The organism is Nocardia sp. NPDC020380, assembly GCF_044386975.1.
Classification (GTDB): domain Bacteria; phylum Actinomycetota; class Actinomycetes; order Mycobacteriales; family Mycobacteriaceae; genus Nocardia.
Map to the genome: position 1 here is coordinate 1 of NZ_JBIRVQ010000030.1, position 22,376 is coordinate 22,376.

The following is a 22,376-nucleotide window of genomic DNA, read 5'->3' on the forward strand; positions in this document are numbered from 1 at the left end:
GGTTGACCCTCTGGGGAAGTCAGGTCTCGTTCACTATTCGGCCGAACGCAATAGTTCCTGCACATTCGACACCGCCCGGCTGAGTGTTTCCGGCTCTGGGCGGAGTTCGCTGATGAGCTCGTCCAGCTCACGCAATCCGGCCCGTTGCAGGAGCCGCTTCTCGTTGGTAACCCATTCGCCGCGGGCAGCCAGCACCGCGTGCGCGGTCTGCATGCCTGCGATGGCGAGTGCTCCCGCGACCTCGGTTTGACGGCTCGCTCTGCGAGCAGCAGATAGCTGGGGATCCCGGCCAGGCGGAACATCAGTGGCTCCCAATGAAATCGGCCTTGGCGTACCTCGGTGATTTCGTTGTCCACGACGTCGAGGTCCCGATAGTGGATATCGGTGTGGCGGCCGTCGATGGTCAGCCATGCGCCACCGTTGAACACCCCGCCACCCCACGCGCCGATCTCGGAAACTGTTCCAGGCCAGCCGATCTCACGCAGGCTGTCCGGGGAGAAGTGGCCCCGGTAGTAGAGGGCGAAGTCTCAGTCGCTGTCCGGCGTGTGGGTGCCGGTGGTGGATGTTGGTTGTCCGGTCAGTATTGCAGTTACACTGCGCAGTGTAACTGTACATTTATCCGTGGGAGATCGATGAAAGCCGTGCACCTGCAGGTCGATGGGCGGCGACGGTCCTTCGTATTACAGCTACCGGTCGTGTCCCGTGCGGGTCTGCCCCTGCTACTGGTTCTGCACGGGCGGCGTTCGCCGGTAGTCGCCCCGATCCAGCGCTTCGCCGAGTCGGTAGCGCGGCGCATGAACGGTTTCGGCGCGTGCGTAGATCGATATGGCATCGCAGTCGCGTATCCGGAGGCCCTCGATGGTGCGTGGGCAGACGGCTGCGGTGTCACGACAGCGGACCTGCGGGGCGTGAACGACACCGCCTTTCTGCTCGCCGTCGCCGAATGGTGCGCCGAGCACCACGGCACCGGCCGCGATGGATTGTTGCTGGCAGGCATGTCGAACGGCGCGTTCATGGCACACCGCGCAGCCTTGGAAGCCTCCGAATCGATAGCGGCATTCGGTGCGATCGCGGGCGGACTGCCTGCCGACTTGGCCGATCACCACCCGACGCACGCAGTTTCTGCACTACTGATCAACGGCACCGAAGACCGAGCGGTCCCGATCACCGGCGGATACTCGCGCCGCCGCGGCCCGAACGGCGAGCTCCGCGGACGAACCCTCTCACTCGCCGAAACTGCCCGACGCTGGGCCGAAATCGACCGCTGCACAACCGACGAGGCGATCGACGAGCGGCCGAGCGGACTCGGCCCGAACGACCTGGCAATAACCCGCCGCACCGCCGCCGAGGGTGTCGGCGGGACCCGGGTGGAGACGTGGACCATCAACGGCATGGGCCACACCTGGCCCGGCGCTCGCTCACCGCGGATCCTCGAACCACTAGAGGGCAAGACCCCACAGAACATCGACGCGGCAGAAGAACTGTGCCGCTTCGCCCTTCCCCTCCTCATCCCCACCGCGGACCGGCGACTTCAAGATCGTCAATAGAACAGTTGCCTCCTAGGCCGGTATCGGCGCTCGGGTACTGTGCGTGAAATGTCGGAACGGGGGATGGAATTCCAATCGGATGCGGAAGACCCGAAGAGCATCAAGCTGAGTCGGGGACTACCGGATCGCGTTGCACGGGCAGAGATCTCGTATCGCCGAGAGGGCGTGATCATGGGCACGCGCGCTGTCGCTGTAACTCGACAGCGGGCGGGAGCCGCTGGAGGCAGAGGACTCCAAGGTGTGGGTGGTCGTCCATGAGTTCGCGCCGCCTGGTGCGGGTGCACTGTATTCGCTTGCGTCACTGATCAGCACGAGAACCTTGCTGCCGCGGTCCACCGCACTTTCGAGAACTCCAGACGCACCGATTATCCGTTCGTCCGGATGGAGTTGGGGTTCCAGCTGCCTCGAGGTCGAGATGCAGCGGCTCGTGGAGGAACAGGTCGACACCAGGGCCCGGCAGCCGTCGCTGATCTAGACCCCGTGTGGCTGCTCGCCGTTGGCCAGTGCCTTCCACCCGATCGGGCTGAAAGTAACGCGGTGGCTCGGCATGATGGTCCGATTCTTTATTTCCGGGTCGGCTCACCCGTGCTGGGGAACAGGGTGGGCGGTGCTCGACGTTCGATGCGTAGTGGCATCTGCGGCTCACGCGCCGCGCTGCGAATACAAACTGCCGTGGATACTGGAGTCCGAAGATCATGACAGCAAACGAGATCACTCAGGACGGTCGAGCGCGAGTCCTCGCGGATGGGGGAACGCTGCCGCTGCTCGGTCTGGGGGTGTGGCAGGTGCCCGAGGGGCGGGAGTGCGTGGACGCGGTTCGTTGGGCCTTGGACGCCGGCTATCGGCATATCGATACGGCCCAGGTGTATCGGAACGAGGCCAGCGTCGGAAAAGCGCTCAAGGACAGTGGAATCGACCGCGATGAAGTATACATCACGACGAAGTTCTTTCCCCGCCAGAACGACCCGGTTGCGGCCGTCGAACAAAGCTTGCGCGCGTTGGGTGTCGATCAGGTGGATCTCTACCTTGTGCACTGGCCGCAAGGAGGTCCGACGTGGGCGTGGCCGGGTATGGAGCGCGTGGTGGAGAACGGTTACGCGCGCTCGATCGGCGTTTCGAACTTCAGCGCATCGGATTTGGACGCGGTCACCGCGGACGCCCGGCGGACACCGTCCGTCAATCAGGTCAGCTACAGCCCTGTCGCATTCCGTGAGGGCCTGCTCGATGCCTGCCGGCGCCACGACATTGCGCTCGAGGCATACAGTCCGCTGGGCACGGGACGATTGCTGAGCAACGCCACCGTCGTAGATATCGCGTCCAACATCGGCCGAACTCCGGCTCAGGTGCTGCTGCGCTGGGTTGTCCAGCGCGGTATTCCGGCGATCTCCAAATCGGTTCACCGTGAACGCATCGAAGAGAATCTGCGGATCTTCGATTTCACACTGTCGCCGGAGGATGTGGCTCGACTCGATGCCCTCGATCGGACCGGTCGCACGGGTATTGCGCTCGAGCGCCCGTGGTGGTGAGCCGGCCCAAGGCTCGCTGCAGAGCGTTGCTCAGTATGGAGGTGGGATTCTGATCGGAACCCGTTGCACGCCAAGCGATCACCTGGTCGGGTCGGATCAGCAGCGCGCCGTCGTCGCTGACCCCGAATGCTTCCGGTCGGGGCAGTGATGCTGTGTCGAGCACGGTTCCGAGGGGATCGATTTCGCGTGCCACCTCCGCCCAGCGCTGACCGCCAGGGCCGGTGAGCAGCAGGTATCGGCCATCGCGGACCAGGCAGCCTGGACTGGTCCGTACTCGGCGCCATCCCGGAAATGCTGCAAACCGCCCACGGCTCATTGACCGTGGGCCTGGACGCCCAGCCGGGTCAGGCACTGCTGGTACGTGGCGGCACGTCCTCGGTGGGCATGGCGGCGGCCGTGCTCGGCAAACGCCTCGGGATGACCGTGTTGTCGACCACGCGCAACCCGGCCAAAGCCGATGCGCTGGTGAAGATCGGCGTGGACCACGTCCTCATCGACGACGGCGATGTCGCCGACCAGGTCCGCCGCATCTACCCCGACGGTATGGACGCCGCGCTGGAACTCGTCGGCACTCCTACCCTCCCGGACACCCTGCGCGCCACCAGGGTTCACGGCGTTACCTGCTTCACCGGGATGCTGTCCGACCAGTGGATCGTCGAGCGCTTCTATCCCATCGGCTATCTGCCGCGCGGCGTCCGCCTGAGCGCTTATGGCGGGGAGGCCGCCGACCTGCCCTCGGTAGTCCTGCAGAGCTTCCTCGACGACGTCGAATCCGGTCACGTCTCGGTGCCTGTCGCGCGGGTCTACCGGCTGGATCAGATCGCTGAAGCGCACGCCGATCTCGAGACCGGCAGGCACAGCGGCAAACTGGTGGTCCGCACCGACCGGTGACAGCGCTCGATGCACGCACCGCGGGTTGAGCTGAGCGACCTGGCATTCGGAGAATCTATGGCAGCGATCGATAGTATTCAGTTTGCGAAGGGATTATCCGTCGCCGGCGAGATGCTGAGCTAGGCATGACAACACTGCGAGACACTGCGGGTCGACGATTGCGGCCGGCCGGAATGAGAATTGCCCTGTTCGCTTGTGCAGCATTGCTGCTCGCCGCCTGCTCGACTCAGACCAAGACTCCGGCCCACGATCCCGTCGACCGATCCGGTCGACTTGTCGTTCCACAGGCCATCCACCTCGACAGTGGACTGAGCGCCGAGCGGGCAGGGCAGGAAGTCCATGTGGCGCAGCTGCTCTACACGTTCTGGAATACGGGCAATGCCGATTACCTGAATCAGGCGATTACACCGTCATTCCGCGACAACACCTTGCCGCCGGGCCGCCCACAAGGGCCTACCGGCCCCGCGGTCGCATCGAGGGGTTTCCGTGCCGCGGTCCCGGACCTGACCTGTGAATTGTCGGATCTGTACGTCACCGGTGACACTCTCACTGCGCGGCTGGTGTTCCGAGGCCGCTTCACCGGAAGCTACAACGGTGTCCAGGGAACCGGTCAGCCGATCGAATTCAACGCCATCGATCTGCAACACCTCGGCGGCGACCACTCCCTGATCACCGAGGACTGGCACATCGAGGACAATCTCACCTTTCTTCATCAAATCGGCCAAACATCTTGAGTATCCGAAAGAGTTGCTCGGAGGTGGTCGCCCATCGACGCACCTCCGACGCGGCGTTCGGGCACCGGGAAGAAGCCACGCAGGAGCGTGACACGGTGAATGCTCGGGCCAGGTCTGCAGCACAAGCTGTCGGCAGGGCAGCGAAAACCACGGCAACACACCCCGATTCGATCGTGAAACTGAATCGAATACCACCGCTACGGCGGTGAATGATCCTGCTACAACGGTAAGCGTAAATCATCCGTTGATCGGGTCATTTGCGACAATTCAGGTGGTCGATTTCATCGATCGTCCGCGTCTCAATCCGCCTGAGGCAGCAACAGTTCCGTGCGATACAGCGGGGCGAGGGCCTTGGATTTGGCGATGAACGCGGCCTGCGCGGCTGCGTCGAGCGCGGGTGGCGGGGTGGTTCGGGTCGGGACACGGACGCCGACCGAGGCGAAGAATTCCTCCTGGCCCGCCGGCGAGCACAGGCACAGCAGTCGTGCGGCGGTATCGGTGGCATTGGTGAAATGGTGGGGCGCGTTGGCCGGGATATTGATGGTTTCTCCCGCGCGCAGCACCAAATGCTCGTCGCGGAAGGTGAATTCACACTCTCCGTCGAGCACGGTGAACATCTCTTCGAAGTCGTGCCGATGCGGAGGCGGGCCACCGCCGGGCGGGATGAGCATGTCGATCAGTGTGTAGCGACCCGCGGTGTCCTCGCCGCTGATCAGGACCGTGTAGGTGTCACCGACCAGGCCTACGTGCGGAAGACTTTCATCGGTGTTGGGCCGCGCGACGACGAGGTTTCGCTTCGGGTCGTCGGGCGGTACCGGCAGGGGTGTCGAGATTTCGGTCACGGTATTTTCCTTTTCAATCAGATTGGCGCGCAGGATAAATGCTGGCATTCTGTTCGGTCATGGGGGCGATTACGTTCGCGCGAGCCAGTTTCGCTTGATGAACGCGGCGGCGGCATCGAGGGCCTGGCCGGCGTCGTCGAGCAAGGCGGCGTAGCCCTGGAAGACGTGCGGCACTTCAGGCCATACCTGCAGCTCCACTCGGACGTCCTGATCGGCGGCGCGGGCGGCCAGGCGGAGGGCGTCGTCGAGCAGGATCTCGTGTGAGCCGACCTGGATGAGCAGCGGCGCCAGCCCGGTCAGGTCGGCAAAGATCGGGCTGGCAAGGGGCGTGGCGAGGTCGTGCGCGCCGAGGTAGTCGCGGGCCCGGGTGCGCATCGCCTCCGGGGTGAGCACCGGGTCCAGGTCGGCTCTTGTTCTCGCGCTGGCGCCCGACACCGTCATATCGACCCATGGTGAGAAGACCGCCGCGCAACCGGGTTGCGGCAGCGCGTGATCCCCGAGCGCGGCGAGCGTCGCGGCGACCAGGCCCCCGCCGGCGGACTCGCCCACCATCGCGATCCTCGCGGCGGGCACACCCTCGTCGAGCAGGCCACGGTAGGCGGCCACAGCGTCCTCGAGGGCGGCGGGGAACCGATGCTCGGGCGCGAGGCGATAGTCGACCGAGATGGCCCGCGCACCGACACGCCGCGAGACGTCGGCGGCCAAACCCACCGAGTCGGCGGCAGATCCGAGGGCGTACGCGCTGCCATGGAGATAGAGCACCGCAACCGATGGATCGGTACCCGGCGTGTCCATGATGACGACAGGAACACCGCCGAGCTCGTGCTGCGCGGTGGAGACGTCACTCGGCACCGGAATCGCGGCGATCATCTCGTGGAAGATCGTGCGCTGCTCGGTGACGTCACCGCCGATGTCGAGCGGTCCGTGGCGCAGGAGTTCGTCGAGTTCTTTGCGTTGTTGCTCAGTCAATCGAGTGTCTTTCATTCGGTCCAGCGCTCGTGCAGCCGCAGTGTCGAGGGGTGCGGGCTGTCGTGGTGGTAGGTGTCGGTGCCGACCTTCTGCCCGTAGAAATGGGTCATCGGCGCATCGGTGATGAGCGAGTCCTGATTGGTGATCTCGAGCCGTATCCGATCCCCGCGCCGCGCAAGGAAAGACATCGGCAGCAGCTCTACGCGCAGTTCGTAGACCTCCCCGGGAGTGAGCGGCTCCACCCGCGCGTGCTGATGGAACGGCCGCATCTCGGAGGTCAGCTCGGGATCCTCGGCACGATGCGAAGCGCGCAACCAGCCCTGGGCGACCTTGATCGGCAGCCCGGCGGCCGGATCGCCCGACACCAGCGAAACCTTCACGAAGACATCCAAATCCGTCTGATCGGTCGAGGCGTACAAGGTCAGGACGCCGTGGCCGGTGAACTCGCGATCGGCGTCCATCGGCGCGGAAGTGAAGGTGTTGACCCGTGCGACATGGTCGGGCACGCCGTGCTTGTCGAAAACGGTGACGCCCGCCTGCCATTTCGGGTCGGGGTAGGACCAGGAGGTCGAATCCTGCTCGGCATCGGGTGCGGATTCGGTGAGCGAGCCGTCGTTGAGCGAGCTGACCGCACCACTGTGGCGCCCGCTGAGGAAGAAGGTCGCCGGCTGCACATCCGGCGGCGGCCAGGACTCGGCCGAACGGTATTCACCCGCCCCGTTGACATAGAAGCGCGCGGTGGGCTGCTTCATCACCTCGTTCTCGATGCCCTTGAGGTGAAAGTCGTACCAGGGCAACAGTTCCTCGCGATGGAACTGCTCGTCGAAGTAGTACATCTGGGCTTCGGCGAAACCGGACGGATGCGCGATCAGCAGCTTCTTGGGTCCCCGGACCCGCTCGAAGCCATAGAAGTTGCCGCGCAAATGCAGCGCCGCCTTACCCCACACACCGATGGAGAACACCGGGATATCGACCTCCGGCAACTCCCAGAACGGTGATCTGCGGCGCTGCCACTCGTCATCGAGGGGATGGGAAAGGATGTCGTAGACGTATTCCTGCTTGTTGCCGACATGGAAGTCGATGCCGTTGAGCTCGTGCTGGTAGAGCACCGATCCGAAGAGCCAGGAGCTGAGGAAACCCTGGATCGGAATCCCGCCGTGATACATCCAATCGCGGTACATGTCGGTCGCACCGTCGTATGCCACGATCGTCTTCAGATGCGGCGGCCGGGTTCGGGCGGCATTCCACTGACTCCAGCAGTAATGGGACATGCCGATCATGCCGACCGCGCCGCTGCTCCACGGTTGCACCGCGACGTGTTCGATCATGTCGTGGATGGCCTCACCCTCGCTGCGCGACACCGGATCCCAAGTGCCCTCGGAGCGGCCGGTGCCGGGCACATCCATCGCGACGTAGGCGTAACCGCTGTCGAGATACAACTGGATCGGGCCGTATTCGATGAACGGGAACACCGCATTGGGCGGAAGGTGGCGCAGGGCCTTCTGATAGGGCGACGCACCCAGGACGATCGGGTAGGGCCCGTCACCGTTCGAGGGCAGATACACATCGGCGCGCAGCAGATCCCCTGTGCGGCCGCGCACCTCGACTTCGAAGGGGGATACGTCGACGTCGACCATGTCGATCGGCTCCTGTCTGTTGTGAGCGGTGTCGCCAAGTCTGTTGCAGGGCTTGGTGAGTACGCGTCACGCGTTTCATGTGATTTCGCCCGGGCGACCCCGGTGACGTGGGGCGTGAGCATTTGCTCAGCCTGTGCACAGCGCGCCGGCGGCGCTACAGTGGCGCAATGGGTCCAACCGTCGAACCGCGATGGACGGCGATCCGGGCGCTACTGCCATGAGCCACGGAACTGTCTGCCGCACTGCGCTGTTCGAGCGACTCGGCCGCGCAGGACGCATCACCGAGGTGTCCGCGCCGGCCGGCAGCGGCAAGACCACCCTGCTGCGATCCTGGGTCGACGAGGCGGGCCTGACCGAGCACACGGCTTACGTGTCAGCGCGCGGGAAAGGGCGTGACCCGCAACGATTCTGGATAGCGGTCGTCGATGCGCTCCGAGGCACCACGGCCGGCGCGGCGCTGGTGCGGCGACTGACCGCCGCACCTGATCTGGACGGCTGGGCGGTGGTCGAACATCTGCTCAGCGACCTCGCCGCGCTGCGCGAGCGGACCTGGCTGATACTCGACGACCTGCACGAACTGACCGCCACCGACGCGCTACGCCAGTTACAACTACTGCTGACGCGGGCTCCTGCCGAGCTGCGGTTCGTCCTCGCCACCCGGCACGACATGCGACTGGGCCTGCACCGGTTGCGGCTCGACGGCGAACTGAGCGAGATCCGCGCCGCAAGCCTGCGCTTCACACTCGGAGAGACCCGGGCGCTGTTCGACGCCTCGGGACTGTCGCTGTCGGAGAAGGCCGTCGAACTGCTGCATCAGCGCACCGAAGGCTGGGCGGCCGGGCTGCGGCTGGCCGCGCTGTCACTGGCCGGGCACCCGGATCCGGACCGGTTCGCGGCCGAATTCTCCGGCAGCGACCGCACAGTCGCCGAATACCTTCTGGCCGAAGTGCTCGAGCACCAACCCGAGCCGGTCCGTGAGCTGCTGCTGCGGACCTCGGTGCTGGACCAGGTGAACGGCGGGCTCGCCGATCTGCTCACCGGCGGCTCGGGCGGGGAACGGATCCTGCTGGATCTGGAAAGCGACGGAGCGTTCGTAGTCGCCGTGGATCCACAGCGGACCTGGTTCCGGTATCACCGCCTGTTCGCCGATCTCCTGCAGCTCGAGCTGCGCCGGACTGCAGTGGCCGAGCCGCCTGCCCTGCGCGGCGATGCCGCCCGTTGGTATGCCGCGCACGGATATCCGGTGGACGCGATCCGCCACGCTCAGGCCGCACATGACTGGGACCTGGCCGTTCGCCTGCTCTCGGAGCATTGGGGAGATCTGTATCCCGACGGGCAGGTCGGTACCGCCCACGAACTGCTCGCCGGATTTCCTGCGAGCATCGCCGCCGGTAATGCCGAGATCACTGCCCTGATGGCGGCCTGGGATCTGGACCAGGGATCCCTGCACGAGGCCGAGCGTCGTCTCGCCCTCGCCGCCCAGGGAGCCGCCACCGTGCCTGTAGAGCGGCGCGGGCGTTTCGAGGTGATATCCACGGTCCTACGACTGCGTCTGGCCCGCCGTCAGGGGAACCTGTCGGTGGTGGTGCTGGAGGCGCAGCGGTTGCTGCGAGCGATCGAGACCGCCGACGCCGCGCACCTCGGCCTCGGCGACGGATTACGGGCACTGGCCCTGCTGAGCCTGGGCAGCGCCGAGACGTCGGCCCTGGGCCTCGACGGCGCGGAACAGCATCTGGAACAGGGCATCGTGCTCGCCCGACGGATCGATCGGCCGTATCTCGAGCTCGCCGGCCTCGTGTATGCCGCACATCTCGCCGCGACCAGGTCGTACGCGGCCGGCGCCGAGCTCAGCATGCGAGCGATCGACCTGGCCCGCCGGCACGGATGGGCCGACAAGCCCGTCACCTCCATCGCGTGGGCAGCTCACGCCGACGTGCTGATCGCTCAGGGACGGCTGGCGGAAGCCGAGCCTTTCCTCGAGCGCGCCCAGCACGCGCTGCAATCACAGGTCAACCGCGCTGCCGGGGTGAACCTGCACTGCGTCCGCGCCGGTCTCGAGCTGGCACGCGGCGAGTACGACGCCGCACTCGCCACGCTCGCGGCGGTCGAGCCGCTGGCATGCACACCGGTCACGCCGCACGCCCTGCGACCGATCCTGCGAGCGCAACGGCTGCACGCCCTGATCCGGCTGGGCGAGACGGAAACCGTCGAGTGCGTACTCGCCGAGATGCCCGCCGACGAGCGCGACAGCGTCGTGACGCGCATCGCCGAGGCGGCACTGCGGCTGGCTCAGGGTGATCCGCAGGCGGCGCGAAACGTGCTCGCCGCGCTCACGTCTCTTGCTGACGCGTCACCAGCAGATATTCGCCCGATGTGCGCCGTGGCGGTCATGCTGCTGGAGGCGATGGCATGTGATGCGCTCGCCTGCCCGGACCAGGCCCGGCGTGCACTCGAGCGGGCCCTCGACGCCGCCGCGCCCGACAACGTACTGTTCCCGTTTCTCGTCTACCGGGCACCGGACCTGCTCGAGCGCCACGCCCGCGAAAACACTTCGCACGCTGTGCTGATCGCCGAGATCCTGGACCGGCTCGGAGCCAATGTTAGTGTGCCGGAGTCGATTGCGCGTGCGAGGGCGGCGGTGAGCGTGAGTGTGGCGGCGCGTCTCGAGCCGTCGGCGCACTCACACGGGACGCTCAGCCGCGGCGAGATGCGAGTCTTGCGCGACCTGCCGACCAACCTGTCCGCGCCCGAGATCGCCGCCGAACTGTCGCTGTCGGTCAACACGATTCGCACGCACATGCGCCACGTCTACGAGAAACTCGGCGCACACGGCCGCAACGAGGCCGTGGAACTCGCACGATCCCTCGGCCTGGTGGCAGGGTCGCCTGCCCTGCGGATCTCGGGCTAGCCTCGGTCCGCTGAGCGCCGGACTTCGAGCAGCTCCAGTCCGAGCGCCTCGATCCTGGAGAGCACACCGTGCAGCGCCGCCTGGTCCGGAAGCGTTCCGGCGAGCACGGTTTCGGCTCCGCTGCTCTCGGCGCGCAGGTCGGGAAACGCGCCGAGCAACATCTCCCCGAGCCGCCCGCGCACCCGGATCCTGTAGTAATCCGACGTCGGTTCACTCATCGTGGGGTATTCCGCTTCTCGTCGTCCGCCGGTGATGCACCATCGTCACATCCGACTGGGTGAGGCGCCATCACCCAGATCCTGTGATCTTCTTCGACGACAAGGGATTGCATCGTTCGCCGGTCGATACGACGATCTGCGTGCGAACGCGGCAATGTAGACCAGCGCCTTGACCGGGAAACCCGCCTTCTGCAGGTCGGTGATCACCGGCGTCCATCCTGCCGCGTCCGCCCATGCCCCGTGCACGAGCACGATCGTCGGTTTGCCGCCGGGCCAATCCGCGGCAGCCGGGCTCTGGGCCGAAGCGGAGGATGACGCCGCCCCATTGTGGTCGGTCGTCCGGCCACACGAGGTGAGTGCCGCGGCCGAGAGACCTGCGAACGCGATCATCGCGACGATCGAACGAGTGTGTCGGGCACAGTGTTTCATGGCGGTGGATTCCGGTCTGTGCGTTTCGATCATAGGCGAGGATTCGCGCATGAACTCAGTGAAAGCCACGCCGTGGCAGGCCCCCGGACTTCGAGTGGAAAAGCCACGGAATGCCGCCGATTCCGAGGGATATCGCCGTATCGATGGTCGTAGGTGAGGGAAAGAGGCTGCCGCGTCATCGCCGATCATCAAGTCGCATAACCCGATCGAACCCGACTGATAGGTTCTGGCAGCCTGCCCAACTACTCGAGGTACTCAGGGGCAGCGGGGCCGACACCGGAACTCCCCACCTGTGCGCGGCTACCGCCATGGCGGCTGCATGGTCGGGGCTGGCGGGTGGGATGTGGCTGGAGTTGGCGTATTTCCAGTGCGTGAGGGTCTCGGGGGCGGATTGCAGGGGAGTCAGGTAGCGGCGGTAGAGGCGTTTGCCCAAGCGTTCGGCGTCGGGATCGGGAGGGAGGGGGCGGATTTCGGAGATCAGGCCCACCATGCGGGCGTGTGCTACCGGCTCGGCCGAGAACCACCTGGTGGACCAATCCGGATAGCATTCGGTGGCTTTGTAGCCGAGATGTACGGCGTCGGCGAGGACGACCTGCGATTCCTCGAGCAATTCCTGCAACAACACCGAGGGGTGTTCGGGGAGGTCCTGCAGACCCGTCGAGGATCCGGGCAGATGGTAGAAGGACGTCGAATCGGCGCTGACATCCTGCGCCAGCACGCGGCCGGTGGAATCCACCAGCCAGGCATGCAGTTCGGTCACAGGGAGACCGAACGGGATCTGGTCGGGACATCAGTACCAGGAATCGATCGGATGGCCGACCTCGTGCCGAGATGACCACTCCGACGCGCGATCTCGTAGCTCCCGCTCTTCGGGGGAGACCGGCTTCGGCGGCGTGGCCGGGGCGGCCGTGTTCCGTGGGCTCGCGAAGAACAGTGCGTTCCATGGTGGCGCATATCCCGGCACGAAGAACCCGAAGCCTTGCTGCTGCTGGGCCTCTCGTTCGCGGTCATGCTGCAACCGCTCCTGGTTCAACCACTGCTGTTGGTGGTACTGCTGCTGATAGTGGTTGTTCAGATGACTGTGCTGCTGGTGATAGTGCGGCTGCGGACTATGGTGCCCGATCGGACTGTGCCCCATTCCTCCATGATGACTGCTCTCTCGGGCGCCTGCCTCGGGTTCAGAATGCGAGGAAGAGGATTTCGTCGCGGCTGTAGTCGTGGTCGGGGTGCTTCTCGGCCAGATGTGCCTGGGTCTTCTCGACCAGATCGTCTTCATCCGTTCCACGGATGTCGTGGCCGCATGGGCAGTTGAGTCGCGTCTTCATGGGATGCACCTTCCTTCGTGAGAGCGGGTTGCGCAGCGGCGGTTCAGGATTCGGTGAATGAACCGGTCTGCTGTGCCAACGGTCGTCACAGTACCTCCGACACGGGACGCTCGTCGGCTGACCCGTGGAGCCGCAGCCGCTACCGAGGCAGGTACCGTCGGACGAAAAGGAGAGTGATCATGATTGCAGTCATCGCCGAAGTGACCGTCAAGCCCGGTGCGGGGGCGGAGTTCGAAGCCGTCGTCACCGATCTCATCGCGCAGATCAAGGCCAATGAGCCCGGGAATCTGACCTATCAGCTCGTGCGCTCGCGGACCGATGCCGATAACTACCGGTTCTTCGAGCTGTACACCGACGACGCGGCCGTCGAAGCTCATGGCCGGTCCGAGCATTTCCGTGCCGCCGGAAAGTTGATGGCGCCCTTGCTGGCCGGCGCGCCGAAGATCGAGTACTTCACCGCAGTCTGAGCCTCTCGACGATGCGCTCGCCGAAGCCCCGCCGACCAGGTCGGCGGGCTTCGTGCTTGGAGCCTCCGCCAACCGGCACTGGATCGCCCGCGGGTCTACGGAGATCGCGCGGTATTCGAGATCGGGCGAGTGCTGACAACGCGGTATTCCGACCCCGTGATCGGATAGTGCGGGCTATCCGGAATTGCGGTATGTATCTCCATATTGGGGATTCTGTTATTGAATGAAGTCTTTGTCTGCCTGAGCCTGTAATGGATGATTGCAGGTGCGTTCAGGGGCGGCACACCGCGCCGAAGATTTGTCGCCCCTGCTCGCGCAATCGTTTATGGAGCCGGGCCGATGAGGAATGTGTAATGGGTGAGATCGACGTGAATTACGGCCGGTGTGAGGAAATGGCCGACGAATTCGACACCTTGCCTCCTCAGCGAATGCCAGGCCGGGTGGTGAGTGTGCGGCGGTTCCGGCGGCGGCGGGGGATCTCGGGTGGGCGGCCGGTGCTCGAGATCCGGGAACCTGGGCGGGCCGGGCGGCGGGTCACGCTGCCCGGGGCGGTGACGATCGGGCGGTCCCATTTCGGGGTGCGGGTGGCCGATCCGGCGGTGTCGGGGGAGCATCTGCGACTGGTGCCCAGTCCGCTGGGGTTGTCGGTGGTCGATCTCGGCAGTAGCAATGGCACGTGGGTGAACGGGGTGCGGTTGACCGGGCGGGTGACGCTGGCGGCCGGGGATCGGATTCACGTCGGCGATACTGTCATCGTGGTGCTGGACGCGCCGACGGGCGATCCGGATGTCGGTGAGCCGGACTCGGCCGAGGCGGCGGGTGCTCGGTCGGCCGTGCGGGAGCGGGCCGATCGTGCGCCGGACGGGTGGCTTTTCCTGGTTGACCGCATTCTGGGGATCGATGCCACCGGGCGGCGGAATCTGTTCCCCACGTCCAGTGAGCTGCCGGCGCGGCTGCCTCGACGACTATGGCGGTATGTCCGGTTGGTGAGTATGGGGATCTACGCGGCCGATATCGTCGCGATGTTCTGCCGTCCGGCGCTCGGGTTGTTCGTGTTCTTCGGTATTGTCGTGCCGATATTGCCGGGGGCTGTTTCTACTCGCGCCCGGCATTTGGCGGAACAGTTGCCCGCTGGCGGCGGTGAATCAAATTCCGCGGGAGCGGGAATTCACGCGCGATAAACCACCACCGGCCGGGCTGTATGCGCGCGGCTATCCGATTTCGGTGTTTCTGTTCTTCGGTATCGCGGGCGCGCGGCTGGCCGGTTTGGATCGCAGCGGCATCGCTGCCGGGACCGTGCTGTCGCTGGTGCTGATCGCCGCCTTCGCCGGTGGCGTGTTGTACAAGGGCAAGAGTGGCTGGTGCAGCAGCATCTGTCCGTTGTTCGCGTTGCAGCGGTTGTACGGGCAGACGCCGTTCGCGACGGTGCCCAATTCGCATTGCCGGCCCTGCGTCGGGTGTGCGAAGAACTGTGTCGATCTGCAACCGCGCGGGGCGTACCAGGCCGACCTCGCGGAGCCGGCGGCGTGGTGGACCGGGCCGCGCCGATTGTTCGCCGCGGTGCTGCCGGGATTCGTGCTGGGGTTCTTCGTGCTGTCCGGGCATCCCGAAATGGGTGTGGTGCACCGGTATTCGCTGCTGGTGTTGTTCATGGTGGTGGCGATGGCGGTGTATTTCTTCGTGGATGCGATGACGCCGTTGAGTGCGGCCATCATGAACGTAGGTTATGCGACGATCGCGCTGAACATCTTCTACTGGTATGCCGCAGTCACTCTGGTGCATTCGATCACGACGATCACGGGTGTGGACGTGTCCTGGATGCGCTGGCAGATCCGTGTCACCGTGCTGATCGCGACACTGGTGTGGATCGCCCGGACACGGGTAGTGGAGTTGCAGTTCCGGGTACACACAGGAGTGCGCCGGGAGCCGGTGCTGTTATCGCTGCCGCGATGGCGCGGTGCACAGGCACGGGATACGCCGGCGGTGTCGGTCACCTTCGACCCGCACGACGCGGCCGTCACCGCGGAACCGGGATCGAGTCTGCTGGAGATCGCCGAGAAGGCCGGGCAGCGCATCGAAGCGGGATGCCGCATGGGGGTTTGCGGGGCGGATCCGGTGGCGGTGCTGGCGGGGGCGGGGGCGCTGTCGGCGCCGGGGACCGATGAGCTGAACACCTTGCGCAGGCTGGGTTTCGGCGACGACACCCGGCTGGCGTGCTGTGCGCGGATCGAATGCGGCACGGTACGAGTGTCTTTGGCGCCGCGGGCGGGCGGCGGACGGATCGCCGCGCCCGCCGACTTCGATCGGTCGATCGTCAATATCGTCGTGATCGGCAGCGGCATTGCCGGGGTCACGGCAGCCGACTTCAGCCGCCGCGGCCATCCCGACTGCGATATCCACCTGGTCGGGCAGGAGCCGCACGGCCCGTACAACCGGATGGGCATCTCGCGGCTGGTGTACGGGCGCTCCGCTATGCGCGGGCTGTCGCTGCTGCCCGAGGGCTGGTACGACGAGCACCGCATCACGACCTGGCTCAACACGGTGGCGACGAGCATCGATGTCGGCGCGCGACGGGTGCTGCTGGCCACCGGGCAGGAACTTCCCTACGACCGCCTGATCCTCGCGACCGGTGCGCGCGCACTCGTGCCGCCGATCGACGGGCTCTGGCGCCCAGGGTGTTTCACGATCCACGAGGCCGATGACGCGTTGCGGATCCGGTCCTATGTGCAGCAGTTCGGCTGCGCCGAAGCGGTTGTCGCGGGCGGCGGGCCACTGGGCATCGAGATCGCCTGCTCGCTGCACCGGCTGGGACTGCGGGTGACGCTGCTGACACGCGGCCCGCACCTGCTGTCGAAACATATCGATGGCCGGTGCGCGTGGCTGCTCGCCGAGCATCTGCTCGATACCGGGATCCGGGTGGTGGAGCACGCCGAATGCCTGCGGGTCGCAGGCGATCCTGCGGTGAACGGGGTGTGGCTGGCCGACGGGCGGCGGCTGGACTGCGATCTCTTCCTGACCGCCACCGGAATTCTGCCGAACATCGATCTGGCCCGCGCGGCGGGTATTCCGGTGCGGCGCGGTGTCCTGGTCGATGACCGAATGCGTACTGCCGCACCGCATGTGTACGCGGCGGGCGATGTCGCCGAGCATCGCGGGCAGGTGTCCGGACTATGGCCGGCGGCGGCCGAACAGGGGGAGGTGGCGGCGGTGAATGCGCTCGGCGGGGAGCGGGCCTTTCTCGGCGGCGCGTCGGCCGTGTTGTTGAAAGATGCGGGCTTGGAGTTGTTCTCGCAGGGGCCGGTGCATCCGCGGGCCGGTGGGTCGGCCATTGTGGTGCACGGTCCGGGGTCCTATCGGCGGCTGGTGGCCGAGCACGGGCGAATCACGGGAGTGACTGTGCTGGGCCATCATCCGGGGGATGTGGCTGCCGCACAGTTTGCAATTCGGACAAAGTTGGCAATTTCCGGCGAGGACTGTCGTGCATTGTCGGCGGGGGATTGGTCCGTTTTGCGGCAGGGTTGAGTTTGGCCCGGACCGACCGGTCGCTGTTGTTTTTCGTGGGTGCTCCAAATACTCTAAAATTCTTGACAGCAATAACACAGATACCTATCGTGTAGGTAACGCTTACGCGTAGAAGTTATCAAGCTTTGATTGCGAATCTGCATCTGCGGGCCTCCTCCCCGGTGATTAATTTGCTCTGCCGAAAGAGAATTCTTCATGCCGAAGCGCTATTCCGAAGACATCCGCCGAAAAGTACTCGAACTCGTCTCCACCGGTCGCACGGTCGCACGAGTCTCCGCTGATCTGGGCATTGCCGAGCAGACCATCTACAACTGGCGCCGCCAAGAGCTGATCGCCAGCGGTCATGCCCCGCTCACCTATACCGGATTGACCGAACTCCTCGAAGCTCGCCGGCGGATAACGGAACTGGAACGTGAACTATCCCGACTACGAGGGGTTTGTGAGAAGTCGCCACACGCCGTCGCCCGGTAACGGGCAGCGTAGCTCTCTCATTTCACCAAGACTCCGGCAGCCGCAATAGATTTCGGCGCCGGATTTTCGGGTGGCACCGATACTCGGCGGGTATTTTCCCGCCTTCTTTCGGCTGCCCGGCGATCGACGCATTGGCGCGGGTGTAGATCGATCAGATTCACCGATCGCTAATGTCTCGAGGAGAATGCTTTGCTTGGAAGTCACCGAAGCAGCGTCGATCGCAGGGTGAATGCGGCCATCGCGGCCGCGTCCGCCATCTCCGTACTGGTGGGTGTCGGGGTGGTGATCATCGACGACGTGGGCCCGGCCACCGCGGATACCGCTGTGCCGGACCCGAATTGCACGCTGATCGTGCCCGCCGATCCCTTGTCCGCCAGGGGACTGGCGACGCCGTATCAACTCGTTGCCACCGACGCGGCGGCCGGGCCCTGCAATGAAGCCAATGTCGGCCAGTCGGCCTTCGTCGAGGCGGCGATCCTGTCCGGGGACGGCAAACTGTCCACCTACGACCCGCTGGTCATCGACCAGGGCACCCGCCCCGCCGCCGAGACCGTGCCGGCCCGGGTGGAACCCGGCTCGACGGTGGCCCTCTGGTTCGGCTTCAACGGCACCACCCTGACCTTGAAATCATCCGGCAACGGGGACGCACTCGCGGATGCACACTGCGTCAACGGATTACCGGGTGGCACGAACTTCGGTCAGTTCGCCTACTGCAATGCCGCGACGTTCTTCCAGGACGCGAACCGGCGAATCACCGGCCACACCTTGGTGGTACCGGCCAACGGCACCGCCAAGGACGGGCTGCCCTGCCCGACCACCCGCGACTTCTCCGTCGTCGACCAGGACCAGAGCGACAATGTCGTCACCCACTACCTCGCCACCGCCAACGGCCAGACCGCACAGAACAATCCGGCCAACCAGGCGAAACTCACCAACACCAGGGACCTGCGGAACCTGCCGCGGAAACGACGGAAACCGCCCGCTCCCACCACGACTCCGGTCGTCGATCTCGCCAACGGCAGCGACAACCTGCTGCTGAGCGAATTCATCGACCCGGCGCTGGGCTGCACGCCCTTCACCGCACCGAACCAATCCAGTGGTGGCCAAGCGTCGGCAGCGTTGGCGATGGACGAACTGTCCGCCGCGGCGAACCAGCAGGCCCCGATCGCGCTCGTCCCACTGAACGATCCGATGACCCTGGACAACGGCGCGAACAGCCCCGACAAGACCAACCTCTATCGGCAGGGTGTCGACCAGGCCGCACTCGGTGGCACCGACAATGGCGACGGCGCGACCTACTGCACCAATGTCTTCACGAATGCGGCTGGTATCCAACGCGTTTTCCAAGACCAGGCCTTCTTCGCGGGCGCGCCGTCGGTGGATCCCGCCATGGCCACGAATCTGTTCACCTTCCTGGCCGTGCGCGCGCAGCAGTCGTTCGGGAATCTCAACTGCCAGGCCCTGACCGCCCTCGCGAATCCCATCACCCTCACCACCGACAACAACGGAGTGGTCACCGCCGCCACCTTCGCCGCCGTCGGCGCGGCAACCTCGACGACGCCGATCGACCCCTCCACCACCGACCCATCCACTACCGACCCGATCACTACTGACTCAGCCACGACGGATATCACGACGACGGACCCGATTACGACGACGGACCCGGCTACGACAACGAATCCGACGACGACCACAGATCCGACAATTACGACGGTTCCGATGATTCCGACAACAAGCACGGTCCCGACGACGAGCATGGCTCCGATCGCCACGGCTCCGATGACGAGGATTCCGCCACCCACCCGCCACCGGCATCGCTGAGTCCGGATATGCGGCGAGCCGGTCCGAAAGGACCGGCTCGCCGAATTCTTGTTCGCCGTGTATCAGTGCATGCCGAAGGTCTTCAGCAAGGTGGTGATATTGGCCGCCAGAGAGGTGACCGTGTTCGCCAGATCCAGTGCAGCGGAACCGAAATTGAGGAGAGGCATTGCAATCTTCTTTCGCAGTGAATATTGGAAGTACCGCGAAAGCTACGATAGTTACCTCGCAACCCGTTCGGAACCGTCATTCGGCCTTGCTGGAAAACACAGAAACAATTGCAGTCGAACGGGTTTCGCGCGCCTTCGTCCGCAACTCGCCTCGTTCGGTATGAGTCGCCGTCGGCTCGCAGACCCCGAGCCCGGCCTCTTCGATCAGGCGCCGGATGTAGCGGATCGTGACTCTGGTGAGCGGGCCCTCATTGCCGGTGGTCATTTGCGATCGCCTTGTCCGAACGGCTGATTCGACGTGTTCTCGGGAGCTTGCATACCCTGGGCCTGGCTCTTGGCGAGAGCTGGCTTCAGGCTGCCGGGGTAGAGGTACTCGTCGGCGGGCTGTTGTGTTCCGTTGAGCCAGGCGTCGAAGAATCCGTCCAGGTTCTCGGAGCTGCGGGACTGGATGAACTGGCGGAACTCCGGGATCGAGGAGTTACCGAACTTGTGGTCCTGCACGAAATCGCGGACGGCGGTGAAGAAGGTGTCGTCGCCGATGGTGCGGCGCAGAGCGTGCAGGAACAGGGGTCCGCGGGTGTAGACGGTGGTGAATTCCTTACCCTTGCCCGGGTCGTACAGCGGAGTCGACCAGATGTCTTTCTGGCCCGCTTTGGCGAGGGCGTCGAGGTAGAGCTGGTCGGCGTCCTTGTTGTCGGTGCGTTCGGGCCACAGGATGTCGGCGGTGTAGCTGGCGAAGCATTCGTTGAGGCAGACGTCCTTCCACTGCTTGACCGAAACCGAGTCGCCCCACCACTGATGCGCATTCTCGTGGACCACCGTGTTCAGGTCGGTCCACGGAGCGTAAATGGGCCGTGTCTCGGTCTCGAGGGAGAACTTCAGATCGGTGTCGACGTAGATACCGCCGCCGGATTCGAACGGATACGGTCCGTACAGCTGTTCTTCGAAATCGAGGATAGCCGGGAGCTGCTTTTCCAGATCCTGCTTCTGCTCGGCCGCGCCCTTGGCGAAGAAGCTCTCCAAAGGCGTTCCGTCGGAACGCTGCTGACTCAGGTGCGTGAACTTGCCGATCGCGACGGTGGTCAGATAGCCGACGATCGGGCTCTTCTCATCCCACGTGACGGTGTGCTTGTCGGTACCGGAAGGAACATCGGAGGTGAGGGTGCCGTTCGATGCCACGTCCCAACCGGTGGGCACGGTCGCGTGCAGGCTGAACGTGGCCTTGTTCAGCGGCGTGTCGTTGAGCGGGTACCACGTTGTCGCCGAATGCGGTTCACCGGCGGCGAATGCCCCACCGGACGGCGTATACGTCCAGCCGTTGCCGCCGGTATCTGCCGCGGTTCCGGAGTAATCGACCGTGACCGTGAACGGCTGCCCCGAAACCAGTGGCGCCGAAGGCGTTACGACGAGCTCATGTTCGCCTTGATGCTGAGAAGTGGCGGATTGACCATTCACGGTGACGGATTGGACCGGGGGACCGGCGAAGTCGAGATTGAACGACGACAGATCCTGGGTCGCTGTCGCCGTGATGGTGGTCTTGCCGGCCAGGTTATGGGACGCCGGGTCGTAGTCGATGGCGACGTCATAATTACCGGCGGTATAGCCACCATTGCCATCCTGCGGATAGTAGGGGTCACCGGTGCCATCCGAGCCCGGCGACGGCGCCGCCGAGCCCGAGTTCGAACCTTCGGCGCCCGTCGAGGGGGCCGCAACCGCGGGCGCGCCCGCCGTCAGACTCAGCGCAAGAGCCAATGCGGGCACGACAATCGGCCGCCGCCGCGATCTCGCGGCGATTCCGGACGGATTACGCATATCCGCCGAGCGATCAATCTTCATGGAACACAACTCCTGTGCTGGAAGAGTCGGAAAAGAGCACAATCGTGCAATGCATACCGAAGTCACGCCTGCGCGTAATGGCGTGCAGGACAGGCGAATTCAGCGATATGCGTGTAGCTGTTTCAGATTGCCGACTGGACGGCCTCGTTGTCCAGGACACCGGAAGTGGGGATGCGAGTGGGGATCACGAGTTCCGGCCGGATGTCGATCAGCGCGGTCGCCGGACGTCGGGACAGTGATGGATCCCGATGAAGGCAGGAGCGACCCCATGTCCAGCGACACACTTCCTGATATCTCACCGCATTTGGCGCGAACCGACCCCATAGCCATGGAGAAGTTCAATCGACTGCTGATCGCGCAGTACCTGGCCAACAACGGCCGACTGACAGGATTGTTCGAGCACGTGCCGGTACTGCTGCTCACCACCGTCGGCGCGAAGACCAGCCAGGTCCGCACAACGCCGCTCACCTACCTACGCGATGGCGAGGACTACGTCGTGATGGCATCCAAGTCCGGTGCCGCGGTCAATCCGGCCTGGTACCACAATCTGATGGCGGCAGGGACCGCCGCAGTGCAGATAGGGTCGCAATCGTTCCAGGTCCGAGCAATCAAAACCGAAGGCGACGAACGGGACCGGTTGTTCGCGCTGATGGCCCGACTCAACCCGGCAGCATCGCAGTATCAGCAGGTAACCTCCCGGCAGATTCCGATGATCGTGCTGCGTCACATCCAACCGGTGGCGCGATTCGTCGTGATGTACGACGTACCCTCCGATATCGAGGCATTCGAACGCCACTACCGCGAGGTCCACATCCCTCTGGCCAAGCAACTTCCCGGGCTGCGGCGATACACAATCAGCCACAACGTGACACCCGTGATCGGCGCACCCTACTACCTCGTCGCCATGCTCGACTGGGACGACCTCGACGCCCTCGGCGCGGCATTCGGATCCGACATCGGCACGCAGACAGCCCGAGACGTCACCGACAACCTGGTCCGCTACGCGACCATGCGCAGCATGATCCTGCAACTCGACGACAAATAGTAAGCCACGGTCGCACGCCGC

General features: G+C 64.9%; 22 protein-coding genes and 1 pseudogene. 11 read left to right on the plus strand and 12 right to left on the minus strand.

Annotated elements, in window-relative coordinates; all coding sequences use genetic code 11:
- Positions 1 to 33: 33 nt before the first annotated feature.
- Positions 34 to 647 (minus strand): annotated as a pseudogene (locus ACH438_RS45220) (nucleotidyltransferase domain-containing protein).
- Between ACH438_RS45220 and ACH438_RS45225 the strand changes: the two are divergent.
- A complete protein-coding gene (locus tag ACH438_RS45225) occupies positions 633 to 1,547 on the plus strand; it encodes an alpha/beta hydrolase family esterase (protein ID WP_397017320.1) in 915 nt (304 codons plus the stop codon). The pseudogene ACH438_RS45220 and the gene ACH438_RS45225 sit on opposite strands and share 15 nt — an antisense overlap.
- Before the next feature lie 695 nt (positions 1,548 to 2,242).
- Positions 2,243 to 3,073, plus strand: a complete 831-nt coding sequence (locus tag ACH438_RS45230) for an aldo/keto reductase (protein ID WP_397017322.1) — start codon at positions 2,243 to 2,245, stop codon at positions 3,071 to 3,073.
- On the opposite strand, the gene ACH438_RS45235 is transcribed toward ACH438_RS45230, so the two are convergent.
- Positions 2,985 to 3,389 carry a hypothetical protein gene (locus tag ACH438_RS45235; RefSeq protein ID WP_397017324.1) on the minus strand — a complete coding sequence of 135 codons (405 nt, stop codon included), beginning with the start codon at positions 3,387 to 3,389 and terminating at the stop codon, positions 2,985 to 2,987. The two genes, ACH438_RS45230 and ACH438_RS45235, sit on opposite strands and share 89 nt — an antisense overlap.
- On the opposite strand from ACH438_RS45235, the gene ACH438_RS45240 reads away from it, so the two are divergent.
- Positions 3,365 to 3,964 (plus strand): zinc-binding dehydrogenase, encoded by a 600-nt coding sequence (locus ACH438_RS45240; protein WP_397017326.1) that lies wholly within the window; start codon positions 3,365 to 3,367, stop codon positions 3,962 to 3,964. The genes ACH438_RS45235 and ACH438_RS45240 overlap by 25 nt on opposite strands.
- Positions 3,965 to 4,089: 125 nt before the next feature.
- Complete coding sequence (locus tag ACH438_RS45245) at positions 4,090 to 4,698, plus strand: ester cyclase (RefSeq protein ID WP_397017328.1); 609 nt, start codon at positions 4,090 to 4,092, stop codon at positions 4,696 to 4,698.
- 299 nt (positions 4,699 to 4,997) lie between these two features.
- On the opposite strand, the gene ACH438_RS45250 is transcribed toward ACH438_RS45245, so the two are convergent.
- From ACH438_RS45250 to ACH438_RS45260, 3 genes are all read right to left on the minus strand, one after another.
- Complete coding sequence (locus ACH438_RS45250; RefSeq protein WP_397017330.1) at positions 4,998 to 5,540, minus strand: cupin domain-containing protein; 543 nt, start codon at positions 5,538 to 5,540, stop codon at positions 4,998 to 5,000.
- Between the two features lie 69 nt (positions 5,541 to 5,609).
- On the minus strand, positions 5,610 to 6,509 hold the full coding sequence (locus ACH438_RS45255) for an alpha/beta hydrolase (RefSeq protein WP_397017332.1): 900 nt from the start codon (positions 6,507 to 6,509) through the stop codon (positions 5,610 to 5,612).
- Between the two features lie 11 nt (positions 6,510 to 6,520).
- Positions 6,521 to 8,146, minus strand: a complete 1,626-nt coding sequence (locus ACH438_RS45260; RefSeq protein WP_397017334.1) for a CocE/NonD family hydrolase — start codon at positions 8,144 to 8,146, stop codon at positions 6,521 to 6,523.
- A gap of 217 nt (positions 8,147 to 8,363) precedes the next feature.
- On the opposite strand from ACH438_RS45260, the gene ACH438_RS45265 reads away from it, so the two are divergent.
- On the plus strand, positions 8,364 to 11,054 hold the full coding sequence (locus ACH438_RS45265; protein WP_397017336.1) for a LuxR C-terminal-related transcriptional regulator: 2,691 nt from the start codon (positions 8,364 to 8,366) through the stop codon (positions 11,052 to 11,054).
- Here ACH438_RS45265 and ACH438_RS45270 read toward each other — a convergent pair.
- The 5 genes from ACH438_RS45270 to ACH438_RS45290 all read right to left on the minus strand — a co-directional run bounded on the left by ACH438_RS45270 (position 11,051) and on the right by ACH438_RS45290 (position 13,026).
- Complete coding sequence (locus ACH438_RS45270) at positions 11,051 to 11,272, minus strand: hypothetical protein (protein WP_397017338.1); 222 nt, start codon at positions 11,270 to 11,272, stop codon at positions 11,051 to 11,053. The genes ACH438_RS45265 and ACH438_RS45270 overlap by 4 nt on opposite strands.
- Before the next feature lie 45 nt (positions 11,273 to 11,317).
- A complete protein-coding gene (locus tag ACH438_RS45275) occupies positions 11,318 to 11,752 on the minus strand; it encodes a hypothetical protein (RefSeq protein ID WP_397017339.1) in 435 nt (144 codons plus the stop codon).
- A 124-nt stretch (positions 11,753 to 11,876) separates the two neighbouring features.
- A complete protein-coding gene (locus ACH438_RS45280) occupies positions 11,877 to 12,461 on the minus strand; it encodes a hypothetical protein (RefSeq protein WP_397017341.1) in 585 nt (194 codons plus the stop codon).
- Between the two features lie 30 nt (positions 12,462 to 12,491).
- Positions 12,492 to 12,839, minus strand: a complete 348-nt coding sequence (locus ACH438_RS45285; RefSeq protein ID WP_397017343.1) for a hypothetical protein — start codon at positions 12,837 to 12,839, stop codon at positions 12,492 to 12,494.
- 40 nt (positions 12,840 to 12,879) lie between these two features.
- Positions 12,880 to 13,026 carry a DUF1059 domain-containing protein gene (locus ACH438_RS45290; protein WP_397017345.1) on the minus strand — a complete coding sequence of 49 codons (147 nt, stop codon included), beginning with the start codon at positions 13,024 to 13,026 and terminating at the stop codon, positions 12,880 to 12,882.
- Positions 13,027 to 13,205: 179 nt separating this feature from the next.
- Between ACH438_RS45290 and ACH438_RS45295 the strand changes: the two genes are divergently transcribed.
- The 5 genes from ACH438_RS45295 to ACH438_RS45315 all read left to right on the plus strand — a co-directional run bounded on the left by ACH438_RS45295 (position 13,206) and on the right by ACH438_RS45315 (position 19,307).
- A complete protein-coding gene (locus ACH438_RS45295) occupies positions 13,206 to 13,493 on the plus strand; it encodes a putative quinol monooxygenase (RefSeq protein WP_397017347.1) in 288 nt (95 codons plus the stop codon).
- Between the two features lie 353 nt (positions 13,494 to 13,846).
- Positions 13,847 to 14,674, plus strand: a complete 828-nt coding sequence (locus ACH438_RS45300) for an FHA domain-containing protein (RefSeq protein ID WP_397017350.1) — start codon at positions 13,847 to 13,849, stop codon at positions 14,672 to 14,674.
- Positions 14,634 to 17,015 carry an FAD-dependent oxidoreductase gene (locus ACH438_RS45305; protein ID WP_397017352.1) on the plus strand — a complete coding sequence of 794 codons (2,382 nt, stop codon included), beginning with the start codon at positions 14,634 to 14,636 and terminating at the stop codon, positions 17,013 to 17,015. Before ACH438_RS45300 ends, ACH438_RS45305 begins: the two co-directional genes overlap by 41 nt.
- A 195-nt stretch (positions 17,016 to 17,210) precedes the next feature.
- Entirely contained in the window at positions 17,211 to 17,486 is a 276-nt protein-coding gene (locus tag ACH438_RS45310; protein WP_397017354.1) for a transposase, read from the plus strand.
- A gap of 225 nt (positions 17,487 to 17,711) precedes the next feature.
- The gene (locus ACH438_RS45315) at positions 17,712 to 19,307 is read left to right on the plus strand and encodes a hypothetical protein (protein ID WP_397017356.1); all 1,596 of its coding nucleotides are present in this window, start codon (positions 17,712 to 17,714) and stop codon (positions 19,305 to 19,307) included.
- A 243-nt stretch (positions 19,308 to 19,550) separates the two neighbouring features.
- Here ACH438_RS45315 and ACH438_RS45320 read toward each other — a convergent pair whose 3' ends face one another.
- Both ACH438_RS45320 and ACH438_RS45325 read right to left on the minus strand, forming a co-directional pair.
- Complete coding sequence (locus tag ACH438_RS45320; RefSeq protein WP_397017358.1) at positions 19,551 to 19,739, minus strand: hypothetical protein; 189 nt, start codon at positions 19,737 to 19,739, stop codon at positions 19,551 to 19,553.
- A complete protein-coding gene (locus tag ACH438_RS45325; RefSeq protein WP_397017360.1) occupies positions 19,736 to 21,310 on the minus strand; it encodes a M1 family metallopeptidase in 1,575 nt (524 codons plus the stop codon). Before ACH438_RS45325 ends, ACH438_RS45320 begins: the two co-directional genes overlap by 4 nt.
- Positions 21,311 to 21,578: 268 nt before the next feature.
- Between ACH438_RS45325 and ACH438_RS45330 the strand changes: the two genes are divergently transcribed.
- Positions 21,579 to 22,355: a nitroreductase/quinone reductase family protein gene (locus ACH438_RS45330; RefSeq protein ID WP_397017362.1), complete on the plus strand. Its 777-nt coding sequence runs from the start codon at positions 21,579 to 21,581 to the stop codon at positions 22,353 to 22,355.
- The last annotated feature ends 21 nt before the right edge of the window (positions 22,356 to 22,376 follow it).